The organism is Burkholderia sp. M6-3, from assembly GCF_050858985.1.
Lineage (GTDB): Bacteria > Pseudomonadota > Gammaproteobacteria > Burkholderiales > Burkholderiaceae > Paraburkholderia > Paraburkholderia caledonica.
On the sequence record NZ_CP110090.1, the window covers coordinates 1,289,988 to 1,302,315 of the forward strand.

Annotated in this window: 12 protein-coding genes and 1 tRNA gene; 7 read left to right on the forward strand and 6 right to left on the reverse strand. The window is 61.7% G+C overall.

Features of this window, described 5'->3' with window-relative positions:
• Positions 1–91 precede the first annotated feature (91 nt).
• The gene (locus OH764_RS05555) at positions 92–676 is read right to left on the reverse strand and encodes a peptidylprolyl isomerase (RefSeq protein ID WP_498848314.1); all 585 of its coding nucleotides are present in this window, start codon (positions 674–676) and stop codon (positions 92–94) included.
• A gap of 48 nt (positions 677–724) precedes the next feature.
• Positions 725–1,537, reverse strand: a complete 813-nt coding sequence (locus tag OH764_RS05560; protein WP_498848315.1) for a tetratricopeptide repeat protein — start codon at positions 1,535–1,537, stop codon at positions 725–727.
• 342 nt (positions 1,538–1,879) lie between these two features.
• Here OH764_RS05560 and cysS point away from each other — a divergent pair, with 342 nt between their 5' ends.
• From cysS to OH764_RS05595, 7 genes are all read left to right on the forward strand, one after another.
• Entirely contained in the window at positions 1,880–3,277 is a 1,398-nt protein-coding gene (cysS, locus tag OH764_RS05565) for a cysteine--tRNA ligase (protein WP_498848316.1), read from the forward strand.
• Between the two features lie 47 nt (positions 3,278–3,324).
• On the forward strand, positions 3,325–4,401 hold the full coding sequence (locus tag OH764_RS05570; RefSeq protein WP_498848317.1) for a DNA-3-methyladenine glycosylase family protein: 1,077 nt from the start codon (positions 3,325–3,327) through the stop codon (positions 4,399–4,401).
• A 123-nt stretch (positions 4,402–4,524) separates the two neighbouring features.
• Positions 4,525–5,496, forward strand: a complete 972-nt coding sequence (locus tag OH764_RS05575) for an acetyl-CoA carboxylase carboxyltransferase subunit alpha (protein WP_498848318.1) — start codon at positions 4,525–4,527, stop codon at positions 5,494–5,496.
• A gap of 59 nt (positions 5,497–5,555) precedes the next feature.
• Positions 5,556–7,004, forward strand: a complete 1,449-nt coding sequence (gene tilS, locus OH764_RS05580; protein WP_498848319.1) for a tRNA lysidine(34) synthetase TilS — start codon at positions 5,556–5,558, stop codon at positions 7,002–7,004.
• 409 nt (positions 7,005–7,413) lie between these two features.
• The gene (locus OH764_RS05585) at positions 7,414–8,664 is read left to right on the forward strand and encodes an aspartate kinase (RefSeq protein ID WP_020065575.1); all 1,251 of its coding nucleotides are present in this window, start codon (positions 7,414–7,416) and stop codon (positions 8,662–8,664) included.
• A gap of 189 nt (positions 8,665–8,853) precedes the next feature.
• A tRNA-Ser gene (locus OH764_RS05590) sits at positions 8,854–8,947 on the forward strand.
• 418 nt (positions 8,948–9,365) lie between these two features.
• Positions 9,366–9,995: a class I SAM-dependent methyltransferase gene (locus tag OH764_RS05595; RefSeq protein ID WP_498848762.1), complete on the forward strand. Its 630-nt coding sequence runs from the start codon at positions 9,366–9,368 to the stop codon at positions 9,993–9,995.
• 208 nt (positions 9,996–10,203) lie between these two features.
• Here the strand turns inward: OH764_RS05595 and OH764_RS05600 are convergent, their stop codons facing one another.
• The 4 genes from OH764_RS05600 to OH764_RS05615 form a co-directional block, all read right to left on the reverse strand.
• On the reverse strand, positions 10,204–10,584 hold the full coding sequence (locus tag OH764_RS05600) for a hypothetical protein (protein ID WP_498848320.1): 381 nt from the start codon (positions 10,582–10,584) through the stop codon (positions 10,204–10,206).
• Positions 10,585–10,691: 107 nt separating this feature from the next.
• Positions 10,692–11,015: a gamma-butyrobetaine hydroxylase-like domain-containing protein gene (locus tag OH764_RS05605; protein ID WP_498848321.1), complete on the reverse strand. Its 324-nt coding sequence runs from the start codon at positions 11,013–11,015 to the stop codon at positions 10,692–10,694.
• The gene (locus OH764_RS05610; protein ID WP_498848322.1) at positions 11,012–12,034 is read right to left on the reverse strand and encodes a HEAT repeat domain-containing protein; all 1,023 of its coding nucleotides are present in this window, start codon (positions 12,032–12,034) and stop codon (positions 11,012–11,014) included. Before OH764_RS05610 ends, OH764_RS05605 begins: the two co-directional genes overlap by 4 nt.
• A 39-nt stretch (positions 12,035–12,073) precedes the next feature.
• Positions 12,074–12,319: a 4Fe-4S dicluster domain-containing protein gene (locus tag OH764_RS05615; protein WP_020065580.1), complete on the reverse strand. Its 246-nt coding sequence runs from the start codon at positions 12,317–12,319 to the stop codon at positions 12,074–12,076.
• Between the last annotated feature and the right edge of the window lie 9 nt (positions 12,320–12,328).

Below are 12,328 nucleotides of genomic sequence, written 5' to 3' on the forward strand. Positions count from 1 at the left end.
TGCATTCGACTGCGGGCCGCGCCGGGGCGTGATCTGACGCTTGCGTGAGCGTACCGTGTTCCGTTGGTGCTGTTGTGCTGTCGTTGTACTGCTATTTGCTGCTGACGACGGTAGCCGATTCGATCACCACCGGCTTCTGGGGTACGTCGCCCATTGGGCCGCGCGTGGTGGTCGGCGTGCCTTCGATCTTCTTCACGACCTCCATGCCGCTCGTGACCTTGCCGAACACTGCGTAGCCGTTGCCATCCGGGTTCGGGTAGTCGAGGCCGGCGTTGTCCACCGTGTTGATGAAGAACTGCGCAGTGGCCGAATTCGGATCGCTGGTGCGCGCCATTGCCAGTGTGCCTGCCATGTTCTTCAGACCGTTGCGGCTTTCAAGTGGAATCGGCGCGCGCGTGGGCTTTTCAGCGAAGCTTTGCGTGTAACCGCCGCCCTGAATCATGAAGCCGCGAATGACACGATGAAAGATCGTACCGCTGTACTGACCGGACTTCACATAGTCGAGAAAGTTGGCGACTGTCTTGGGCGCTTTCTCAGGATACAACTCGACGCGAATATCGCCTTCCGACGTCTTGAGGAGGACGGACGGATGCGCGGCTTGCGAACCGGACTGCGCAGACGCCGGTGCGTTTGCGATCAGGGCGGCGCTGCCGAGCGCCAACATCAACCATTTCATGAAGATCCTCAGGGTTGGAAAAAACGTATGGCCGCGAAGGTGGCGGCTTTATTGCGAGGGCGCCATGTAAGGCGGCATGGCGAGCGAGCCGTTTGCGCCGCCGTACTGGAAGCTCGGCGTTTGCGTCATGTTCGCGGTGGCCCGTTCCGTGTAGTTCTCTTGCACTGCAGCGGCTCGTTTAGTCGACTTGCCCGTTTTGGGCGGCGACACGATCTTCTGAATGTCGGCGAGGCGCTGCGTGGTCGTGGCGCTTGCCTTGCCGAGACTCTGCGCGCGCCGGTACGCTTCGTTGGCCATACGCAGGTAGAGGTCGCCCAGGTTCTCAAAAGCGAGGCCGTAACCAGGGTTCACCTTGGTCGCGGTTTCGAGCGCTGCGCGTGCTTCCACATAACGGCCGTGCTTCGCGTACAGCGCGGCGAGATTGTTATACGGCTCGGGCAACTCGGGATACAACTGCGTGAGCTCGGTGAAGGCGGTGATCGCTTCCTCGTCGCGATTCAGATGCGCGAGCACCGTGGCGCGCTTGAACTTGGCCTGCGCGTCGCGCGGGTTCGAGGCGATGCGCGCGTCGAGCTGCGTCAGCGAGGCTTGCCAGTCTTTCTGCGCGATGGATGCGTCGATTTCCGGCGTGTTGTCGCGCACTGCGGGACCTTGCGACACGGTCGGCGTTTTCTGCGCGAACGCTGCGGCGCCCGGCACAATGCCGAGGGCGACAGCCACGGTAAAGCGCAGCGTAAAGGCGCGCGCGAGGCGGCGCGCAACGTCACGCGCAATGCCGCGGCGGGCGCTGCCCACGGGGCTTTCGAAGGCCGTCGCGGCAAGGGTCGCAGCGCTGCGCGCGCGGCCGCTGGAAGGTTTCATAGGCTCGGGTCTGGATGTTATACTCCGAGCCATTCTAACAAAAGGTCTGCGCGTTCCGTCGAACCGCCGGCTGTCTTTTCGCCACTCGTGGTCGTCTCCGCCTTGATAGCAGTCTGACCGCCGCACCAGGTGCACCGGTTTGCTGCTGTGCGTGTTTTAACAGTCGGGCGACAGCCGGACATAGCCAGACTCAGTCGGGTAATAGTCAAGCAACAGTCAAGCAACAGCCCGGCTTGGAGTCAGGTAATAGTCAGGCAACAGTTCGTCCCGGCCGTCTTGTGTTTGCGGGACGGCACGCACGAAACACATTGCGGATTTCTTTCGGCCCACGCACCGTTCTCTATGGAATCACTGCGCATCTACAACACGCTCGCGCGTGACAAGCAAACTTTCGTGCCCCTGCAAGCAGGCGTCGTGCGGATGTACGTCTGCGGGATGACCGTGTACGACTATTGTCACGTCGGTCATGCGCGCGTGATGGTCGTATTCGACATCGTGCAGCGGTGGTTGCGCACGCTCGGCTACGACGTAACGTACGTGCAAAATATCACGGACATCGACGACAAGATCATTCGCCGCGCCGTCGAAAACGGCGAGACGATCAAGTCGCTGACCGACCGCTTCATCCATGCATTGCATGAAGACGCGGACGCGCTCGGCATTGAGCGGCCCGACATCGAGCCACGCGCCACCGACTTCATTCCTCAGATGCTCGGCATGATCGAGAAGCTCGAAGCGAACGGCTACGCGTATCAGGCGAGCGACGGCGACGTGAATTACGCGGTGCGCAAGTTTGCGGGCTACGGCAAGCTTTCCGGCAAGTCGCTGGAAGATTTACGCGCGGGCGAGCGCGTTGCCGCAAACGACGCGAAAGAAGACCCGCTCGACTTCGTTTTGTGGAAGCAGTCGAAGGCCGGCGAACCTGCCGACACTGGCTGGGATTCGAAGTATGGCCGTGGCCGACCGGGTTGGCATATCGAATGCTCGGCTATGGGCTGCACGTTGCTTGGCGAGCGCTTCGACATTCATGGCGGCGGGCAGGACTTGCAGTTTCCGCACCACGAAAACGAAATCGCGCAGAGCGAAGCTGCTACCGGTCAGACCTTCGTGAATTACTGGATGCACAACGGCTACGTGCAGATCGACAATCAGAAGATGTCGAAGTCGTTGAATAATTTCTTTACGATTCGCGAAGTATTGGCGCAGTACGATGCCGAGGTCGTGCGTTTTTTCATCGCACGCGCGCATTACCGTTCGCCGTTGAATTACAGCGACGTGCATATCGACGACGCCCGCAACGCCCTCGGCCGTTTGTACACCGCGCTGAAGGACGTCACGCCGGACGGCGCCGCGCTCGACTGGAACGAAATGCATGCCCAACGTTTCCAGGCAGCAATGAATGACGACTTCAACACGCCGGTTGCAGTGTCGGTGTTGTTCGAGTTGGCAACTGAAGTAAATCGCACGCGCGACCCCGCGCTGGCCCGTCAATTGCGCTCGCTCGGCGCGGTGCTCGGGTTGCTCGGGCGCGAGCCGCGTGCATACCTGCAGCAGGCAGCGGGCGCCGCGGTACAGGGCGCGCTGGAACCCGCCGCGATCGAAGCGAAGATCGCCGAGCGTGTGGCCGCCAAGCAGGCGAAAGACTATGCGGCAGCAGACCGGATCCGGGCCGAATTGCTCGAGGCCGGCGTTGCACTTGAAGACAAACCCGGCGGGTTGACCGAGTGGCGGCGCGTGTGAGCGCACCTCGTACTTCCCTCTGAACGACTCGCCAGGCAGGAGGCAGGATGGCAACGGCCACGAAGACGCCGGCTAAACGAGCCACGTCTCAAACAAACGCAGCAGCCGCACCGAAGCCGACTCGAACGTCGGCTCGCACGGCAAGCAGCGCGGTGAAAGCGGCATCGTCGAAAGGCGCGGGGGCGGCGAAAACCGCGGCCGGCGCGTCGAAAAAGACCGCGGTCAAACGTGCGCTCAACGGCACGTCCGCGCACGCGCCGGTTGCGAAACGCGGGAAAGCATCGTCGGGCAGAACGTCGCGCTCGAATAGCGGCAGCAGCAACGGCGCGTTGCCCGCAGAACTTGCAGGCGACGTGCAGGAAATCGCGCGCGTCGCGAAGGCGCAAGAGGGTGAGGGAGGCGAGATCGTGCGCAAGACGCGTGCGTCGTCCGCGGCGGGCGGCGAAGCGGCGAGCGCAAGCGAAGTTGCGGTGCCGGTGCAGATCGGCGGCCTCGCACCCGAAGTGACGCGTCCTGACTACTGGGACAAGGCGTGCGCCGATCTCGTCAAGCGCGATCGCATTTTGAAGAAGCTGATTCCGAAGTTCGGTCCGGTGCATCTTCTGAGTCGGGGCGACCCGTTCGTCACGCTCGCGCGCTCGGTCGTCGGTCAGCAGATTTCGGTGGCGTCCGCACAGGCCGTATGGGCGAAAGTCGCGGCCGCATGTCCGAAGCTCGTGCCGCAGCAGTTCATCAAGTTGGGGCAGGAAAAGCTGACTGCCTGCGGCTTGTCGAGACGCAAGGCGGAGTACGTGCTCGATCTCGCGCAGCACTTCGTTTCCGGTGCGTTGCACGTCGGCAAGTGGAGGTCGATGGAAGACGAGGCGGTGATCGCAGAACTCACGCAGATTCGCGGCATTGGCCGCTGGACCGCGGAGATGTTCCTGATCTTCAACCTGTCGCGTCCGGACGTGCTGCCGCTCGACGACCTCGGTCTGATTCGCGCGATCAGCGTCAATTACTTTAGCGGCGAGCCCGTCACGCGCAGTGAAGCGCGCGAGGTCGCAGCGAACTGGGAGCCGTGGCGCACCGTCGCCACCTGGTACATGTGGCGTAGTCTTGACCCATTGCCGGTCGACTACTGAAACAATAGAAGCGTTGCCGCTTTGGGGCTATCAATTGTTGGATTTTGATAGTTGCGAAGTGGTTTAGACATCGGCGAGCGCGGTTAGAATACGCGCTGCCGGTAAGTCCAAGGATTAAAACCAATGAAGACCACCTTTCTGGATTTCGAACAGCCGATCGCTGAACTCGAAGCAAAGATCGAAGAATTGCGCTTCGTGCAGGACGATTCGGCCGTCGATATTTCGGAAGAGATCGAGCGGCTGTCCAAGAAGAGCCAGCAGCTCACCAAAGATCTGTACGCGAACCTCACGCCGTGGCAGGTTTCGCAAATCGCCCGACATCCGCAGCGCCCGTACACATTCGACTATGTGAGCGAACTTTTCACCGATTTCCACGAACTGCACGGCGACCGCCACTATGCGGACGACCTGTCGATCGTCGGCGGCCTCGCCCGTTTCAACGGCCAGGCCTGCATGGTGATCGGTCATCAGAAGGGTCGCGACACGAAAGAGCGCGCGCTGCGCAACTTCGGCATGCCGCGTCCTGAAGGCTATCGCAAGGCCGAGCGTCTGATGCGCCTCGCCGAGAAATTCAGCCTACCGATCTTCACGTTCATCGATACGCCGGGCGCTTATCCCGGCATCGGTGCCGAAGAGCGCGGGCAATCGGAAGCCATCGGCCGCAACCTGTACGTGATGGCAGAACTGAAAACGCCGCTGATCGCGACGATCATCGGCGAAGGCGGTTCGGGCGGTGCACTTGCTATCGCGGTCGGCGACAGCGTGCTGATGCTGCAATTCTCGACCTATTCGGTAATCTCGCCGGAAGGGTGCGCGTCGATTCTGTGGAAGAGCGCGGCGAAAGCGCCGGAAGCAGCGGAAGCGCTCGGCCTCACCGCACATCGTCTGAAGGCGCTCGGCCTCATCGACAAGATCGTCAACGAGCCGCTCGGCGGCGCGCATCGCGATCCGAAGGGCATGGCTGCCATGCTGCGTCGCGCGCTCGCCGATTCGCTGCGCCAGTTCCAGGGCATGAGCATCAACGACCTGCGTCAACGCCGTTTCGAACGCCTGATGTCATACGGCAAGTTCAAGGAGACGACGCCGGGCGCCTAAGCCCGCGCGTTCTCTCTTCGTCCATCGGCGCATGACGCTTTAATACTGCGCTGAACGACGTGACTCCTCCAGCCGAATCGCCCGCTGATCGCCTCGTTCTCGAGGCGATCAGCGTTGCGCTTGCCGCTTTGCCTTCTGATGCCCGGATTGCGGTCGCGTTCAGCGGCGGCGTCGATTCGAGCGTGCTGCTCGATGCGGCCGTGCGTGTTGCGGGCGCGTCGCGTTGCGTGGCCCTCCATGTGCACCACGGCTTGAGCGCTAACGCCGATGCATGGCTTGCGCATTGTGATGCGTTCGCGCAGGAACGCGGCGTCGAGTTCGCGGCGCGGCGCGTCGAGGTGTCGCGCGATGCAGGTGTCAGCGTGGAGGCCGCCGCGCGCGAGGCCCGCTATCGCGCGCTGGACGCGCTTTGCGCAGAGCATGGCGTTCATTCGCTCTGGCTCGCGCAGCACGCGGACGATCAGGCCGAAACCGTGCTGCTGCAACTGCTGCGCGGCGCCGGCCTCGCAGGTCTTGCGGCGATGGCGCGGGAGTCTTCGCCTTCGGGTGCAGCGGCGGTGCGCGTGCGGCCCTTGCTTCATCTGCTGCGTGCGCAACTGGAACAATACGCGAGCGAGCGCCATCTGCGCTGGATCGACGACGAATCGAACGCGGACACGCGCTATGCACGCAACGCGCTGCGCCACCACGTCACGCCTGCGTTGGCCGTGCACTTTCCCGGTTTCCGCGATGCGCTCGCCCGCACCGCGTCGCACGCCGCGGCGGCGCAACGCTTGCTGGACGAACTGGCGCGTATCGACCTCGACATCGTCTCGCGCGACAACGGCCGTGCGCTCTCTCACGACGCACTCATCGCGCTCGACGACGACCGCGCGCTCAACCTGATGCGTTACTGGATGCGCTCGCAGGGCTTCGTCGCCGCATCGAGCGCGCGTCTTGGCGACGCGCTGCGTCAACTGCGCGAAGTAGGCGCGGGCGGCGATGGACACCGTTTGCGTATCGACCACGCAGGGCACGCGTTGCGCAGCTATCGGGGACTCGTGTACTGGGAAGCCGGCGATAGTGGCGACCCCGCCGACGAGTCCGCGCTTGTCGAACGCGAGGTTAGCGAACTTGCCTGGCACGGCGAAGCGACGTGGCGTTTGCCGCAATGGCGCGGCACGTTCGTGTTCGAAGCGGTAGAGGCGGCTTCATCGACTAGCGCTGCTTTATCCGATGCGATCCCGGTTAGTGTCTTACAGCGCGAGTTGCTCAGCGCGCGTGCGCGCAGCGGCGGCGAACGCATGCGCACGAGCGATGCGCCCGGCGCGCCCAGTCGGACGCTGAAGAACCTGTTCCAGGAACGCGGTATTCCCGCCTGGAAGCGTGAAGTGCCGCTGCTGTATATCGGCGATGAACTGCTGTTCGTGCCGTTGCTCGGTGTGAATCGCGCGGCGTTGCCGCTAAAAATGCCACCCGACGAGGCTTGCGTAACGATCGTCTGGCGTGAGGATCTGCTCATCGCCTGACCGGCCGGTCGGTCGCACGGTGATTACCGTCGAGTCTTCAAACAGGGCGGGAGTACCGGCTCGAACGAGACGACCAAAAAAGGTGCCGAGGTGCTCGCTGCAAGCGTTCGCCGGCGGCGTTGCAAGCCTTGCCGCGGGCTGTGCGGCTTGTCTTTTTGCGTACGATCGGGTACGTTAACTTGTTTGCCCGACCCGCTTTTGCCGTCGCTTTTGTCGGTTTTCCGATCGTGATCCGAATTTTCCGGTAAGCCATTAGCGATCAATCACGGGCAAATCCGCGCGTGCTGCACGCGCGCTGCATCTACGCCGCCACACACTTTGCCGCCGTTCACGAGACGTTGCGCCCCTGTGCTTTTGTGCGGTCGTCGCGAGCGCGCCAGCGCGGTTTCTCCTCCAGTTCAGAACGACAATGGCACTCATCGTACATAAATACGGCGGCACTTCGATGGGCTCGGTCGAGCGCATCAAGAACGTCGCCAAGCGCGTCGCGAAATGGCATAAGGCCGGTCACAAGATGGTAGTCGTGCCGTCGGCAATGTCCGGCGAAACGAACCGTCTGCTCGGCCTCGCGAAAGAGATCACGACCCAGCCCAGCCCGCGCGAACTCGACATGATCGCCGCCACGGGCGAGCAGGTCAGTTCGGGTCTGCTCGCCATCGCGTTGCAGGAAGCCGGCGTCGACGCGGTCAGCTACGCCGGCTGGCAAGTGCCGGTCAGGACAGACAGTGCGTTCACCAAGGCGCGCATCAGCGAGATCGACGGCGAACGCGTTCTGCGCGATCTCGACGCGGGCAAGGTGGTGGTGATCACGGGCTTCCAGGGTATCGATCCTGACGGCAACATCACCACGCTCGGCCGCGGCGGTTCCGATACCTCGGCGGTCGCGGTTGCGGCTGCGTTGAAGGCGGACGAGTGCCTGATTTATACGGACGTCGACGGCGTGTACACCACCGACCCGCGCGTGGTCGAAGAGGCGCGCCGCCTCGACCGCGTGACGTTCGAAGAAATGCTGGAAATGGCAAGCCTGGGTTCCAAGGTGTTGCAGATCCGCTCGGTGGAATTCGCCGGCAAATATCAGGTCAAGACGCGCGTGCTGTCGAGCCTGACCGATCCGCTCATCCCGCTCGACGCCGAAATGAAGTCGGGCACCCTGATTACTTTTGAAGAAGACGAGACCATGGAAAAAGCAGTCATCTCGGGTATCGCGTTTCAGCGCGACGAAGCTCGCATCGCCGTGATGGGTGTGCCCGACAAGCCGGGCATTGCGTATCAGATTCTCGGCCCGGTGGCGGACGCGAACATCGACGTCGACATGATCATTCAGAACCAGAGCGTCGAAGGCAAAACGGCTTTCACGTTCACGGTGGGCCGCGGCGATTATCAGCGCGCCATGGACATTCTCACGAACCAGGTGAAGGGCCACGTTCAGGCCGAACAGGTGCTGGGCGACCCGAAGGTGTCGAAGGTCTCGGTGGTGGGCGTGGGCATGCGTTCGCACGTGGGCATCGCTAGCACGATGTTCCGCACGCTGTCCGAAGAGGGCATCAATATCCAGATGATCTCTACGTCCGAGATCAAGATTTCGGTGTTGATTGACGAGAAGTATATGGAGCTCGCGGTGCGCGCGCTGCATAAGGCGTTCGAACTGGATCAGGCCTAATTCGACGCAAACGGCGGGGCGTACAGAAGCGCTACGGTCGTTGATGTCTGTTTGTGCGGCCGCGCCAACAAAATGGCAATTCAATGACGAGATTGGCACAAAAAGCGTTCGTCAGACATTGACCTTGGCTGTTCGGCCCGCTATTATCTTGGCTTCGTCGCGCTGACTCCCTGCGCGACCGAAAGTTTGGGAGACGTGGCCGAGAGGTCGAAGGCACTCCCCTGCTAAGGGAGCATCTGGGCCAAAACCTGGATCGAGGGTTCGAATCCCTCCGTCTCCGCCAGTGATGGTGGCGAAACCCCGTAAGTCGGAAGACTTACGGGGTTTTTGTTTTGTCGGTCCCGTAAGGGAGGGCTCAACGCACGACGTGCGCCCCCGTATGCGTTACGCCAACGTTTCGTAACCTCATCCATGCCACGCCAGCGAGAAGAGCGCAAAATAAGCACCCACGGGTGCCCGCTTTGCAGGTGTGAAGGTCCGCATCACTCGCCAGCGTATGGTCGGAGAAATCGCCCGACACAGTGGCGCGGACATAGCAGCCGGTGTAACGCCCGGCCGCCCGTGGCACGTTCCCGGCCCCGCGTCGTACAACCGCGCGAACACGGCACCTAGAAGCCGCTTTTTGCTAGATGCGCCTGCTTGGAGCCAGCTTGAAAGCTAGGCTGACGATCCGGCAAACCCGTCGAAACAAGGCACCGTCAATGCTCGTCAAGGTCAGTGGCACTGAAGGCTATGCGCAAGAAGCGGAAATTCTTATCCGGCGATGGCAGAGCATCTCGTTCGCCGACCAGCACTCTCAGGTTGTACATCTGTTGCCGGATGCCCCGTCGCGCGTCCTCGACATCGGCGCGGGGATCGGAACGGATGCGGCTGCGCTAGCGGCGATGGGACACACGGTGGTAGCTGTCGAACCGGTCGGCGAACTGCGCACTGCAGCCATTAATTTGCATCGGTCATCACGCATCGAATGGATTGACGACAGCCTTCCCGATCTGCGCATTATTACTTCGGTAAACGAAACGTTTGACGTGGTAATGCTGACCGCGGTGTGGATGCATCTCGATTACGAACAGCGGTGCCGCGCTATGCCCAACGTAAGTTCTCTTCTGCGAGACGATGGTGTGTTGATCATGTCGCTGCGTCATGGGCCCGTTCCACGCGGGCGACGCATGTTCGACGTGGCGCTAGAAGAAACAATCGAGCTTGCGCGCGTTGCGGGTTTGCAAGCCGTGCTTTGTGTTGCCACTCCGTCGATCCAGGAGACAAACCGCAATCGCGGAGTGACATGGACGCGATTCGCCTTCAGGAAACGCATCACGCTTACGAAATAAATTTGTGAAGGTCGCTGTGATTGAGTTTGGATCGCAGAGACCGCACTGCATCGGTACACCGCTCGCCACACGGAACAGCTTGCCGACAGATGTGCGCTCGAAAAAAAAACGCTGAAGCCTTTTCTCCCATACACCACGACCGCGCAGTTCAACGCGCTCAGCGAAGTCGCCGCATTGCAGGCCAATCGCCAAAGCGCCGGGTGGCAAGTCAACGCCTGCGCGCGCGGTCGTTCAGTGCTGCACATATAGCACCGCAGGAACCCTTTTCGCGAGACGCCGCAAGCGTTGCGGACAGCGCTTGTTCGCCCAGAGGATGCGTGTAGTTGGCTGTCAGAAGATCGTCGAATCGGCGTGGTGATTGCACGTAGTCTTCCTGAGCCATCGGGTTGTCGGATAGTTGGGTTGCAATCTGCAGAACCTCACGTTCGATCTCCTGAAGGAACGCTTCCGAAAACTCAAGTTCAGGTGCATGACGCGAGACCCAAAGCTGCGCCGACTCTGTGAAATGCGCAAATGAGAGCCACTTCTGGTCAACCTGCATGGACACCAGTTCGTGAGCGACGAGGTCGCTCAACAAAAACACTTTCATTGCCTGTCTCATCGTTGTGTGCGCCGGTGCGCCTGTCTGATTGATGAGTATCTGTGCGCGAGTGCGTCGCAAAAATGGGAGGATTCTCATTTAACCGGGTGCGCTCGCTATAGCGTTCTCGACTCCTGATGATCCGCCGCGTTCTGCTGATCCCTTGCGAGCCGCTCCAGATAAATCCACGGGAAGATTCCGCGCTCATGTCCGTCGTCGAACACAAGTTGCAGGCCGTAGCCCGACGGCCGCGCGTCGACCAGCTTCACGTCTGGTGACGATAACGGCGTCTCTCCATCGAGCTTGCGCTTGCGACACTGTGCACACATGCATGCAGAGCGCAGCAAGGCAAACGGCAACCCGGAGACCGCGCCGTCCGGCCAGCGCATGAAAAGGCTTGCGCTACCCGCGTCGATCGTCACCAGCTCTGGCGCGTTCATCGTCGGCGCCCGGCGATCTGAGTCAGCGCGATACGCACTGCCTTGCGTACTTCCGGGTCCGCGTCGGTTCCTGCAGCTTCGAGAGCTGTGAGCATCTGCATATCGCTCATTTCGCCGATTTCACCGAGCGCAAGCGCGGCTTCCTTGCGCACGTTGCTGACCGGATGAGAGAGCAGGGCGGCGACGTGCGTCGCGCTGGCGGCGTCGCCGATCTGGCCCAACGCGCGCAGCGCTCGCAAACGGACTTGCCAGTAGGCGTCGTCGAGTGCTTCGATCAGCGCATCGCGCGATTCTGCGACACGCAGTTTGCCGAGCGTCGTGGCAGCTTCTTCGCGTACCTGCCAGGCGTCGTCGTGCAGGGCGGTGAGGAGCGCTGCGGTTGTCTCGGCGTGGGCCGGCGGCGCGAAGCCGAGCGCCGCCGTCGCCGCGCGCCGGATCGATGCATCGGCGTCGCCGGTCGCAACCGATGCCAACGGGCTAAGCGCAATGGAATTCTTTAACCATCCCAACACGCCGACGGCTTCGGCGCGCACGTTGGCGTCCGCGTCGGCGAGTGCCTGCAGTGCGGGTGCGAGCGCGTCCGTCACCCGCAGTTCTCGCAGCGCGCGCAACAACGCCGATCGCACAAATGGGTCGGGTAGCTTCAACCAGTCGAGCAGTATCGCGCCAGAGGACGCCTGCTTGAGTTCCGACAGGCTCTGTGCGGCGCTCGCGCGAACCTGTGTGTCACTATCGAGCAATGCGTTGCACAGAGCGTTCACCACGTCGTCGCGCTCCCATGAAGCAAGCAAACGGGCCGCCTCGCCGCGCACCTCGGGCGAGGTGTCGCGCTGCAATGCTGCGACGATGGGCGCTATCACGCAGGCATCCTCGAGATCGGCGAGTTCGATCAGCGCAATGCGGCGCACGACGGCATCGTTGTCGGCGAGCCGTGACAGCAGGGCGGCTGCTTCCCCGGCGATAGTATTCAGCGGATCGCCCGGATGGTTCGGGGCGGTTGGACCGGTCGCGTGGGACATGGATTGACGTGAATGAGGAGGAGGAACTTCGCGCATCGCTCAACGCAGAAGATACGGAATGGACACTTTCACGGCGCCCGTCGGACAATCCTGTTCGCAAGGCATGCAGTACCAGCATTCGTCGAACTGCATATACGCCTTGCCCTTTTTCATGTCGATTGCAAGCAGATCGAGTGGGCAAACATCGACGCATACAGTGCAGCCTTTTTCAGCAATGCACTTGCTTTCATCGATTGTGACGGGGGCTGAACTGCGCTGGAAAATATCGTGCGGCGTAAAAGACATCGGATCACT

Excerpts from the sequence above, each read along its gene's own strand:
- OH764_RS05555 (WP_498848314.1), bottom strand. The coding sequence starts at position 676 with ATGAAATGGTTGATGTTGGCGCTCGGCAGCGCCGCCCTGATCGCAAAC.
- OH764_RS05560 (WP_498848315.1), bottom strand. The coding sequence starts at position 1,537 with ATGAAACCTTCCAGCGGCCGCGCGCGCAGCGCTGCGACCCTTGCCGCG.
- cysS (WP_498848316.1), top strand. The coding sequence starts at position 1,880 with ATGGAATCACTGCGCATCTACAACACGCTCGCGCGTGACAAGCAAACT.
- OH764_RS05570 (WP_498848317.1), top strand. The coding sequence starts at position 3,325 with ATGGCAACGGCCACGAAGACGCCGGCTAAACGAGCCACGTCTCAAACA.
- OH764_RS05575 (WP_498848318.1), top strand. The coding sequence starts at position 4,525 with ATGAAGACCACCTTTCTGGATTTCGAACAGCCGATCGCTGAACTCGAA.
- OH764_RS05585 (WP_020065575.1), top strand. The coding sequence starts at position 7,414 with ATGGCACTCATCGTACATAAATACGGCGGCACTTCGATGGGCTCGGTC.
- OH764_RS05595 (WP_498848762.1), top strand. The coding sequence starts at position 9,366 with ATGCTCGTCAAGGTCAGTGGCACTGAAGGCTATGCGCAAGAAGCGGAA.
- OH764_RS05600 (WP_498848320.1), bottom strand. The coding sequence starts at position 10,584 with ATGAAAGTGTTTTTGTTGAGCGACCTCGTCGCTCACGAACTGGTGTCC.
- OH764_RS05605 (WP_498848321.1), bottom strand. The coding sequence starts at position 11,015 with ATGAACGCGCCAGAGCTGGTGACGATCGACGCGGGTAGCGCAAGCCTT.
- OH764_RS05610 (WP_498848322.1), bottom strand. The coding sequence starts at position 12,034 with ATGTCCCACGCGACCGGTCCAACCGCCCCGAACCATCCGGGCGATCCG.
- OH764_RS05615 (WP_020065580.1), bottom strand. The coding sequence starts at position 12,319 with ATGTCTTTTACGCCGCACGATATTTTCCAGCGCAGTTCAGCCCCCGTC.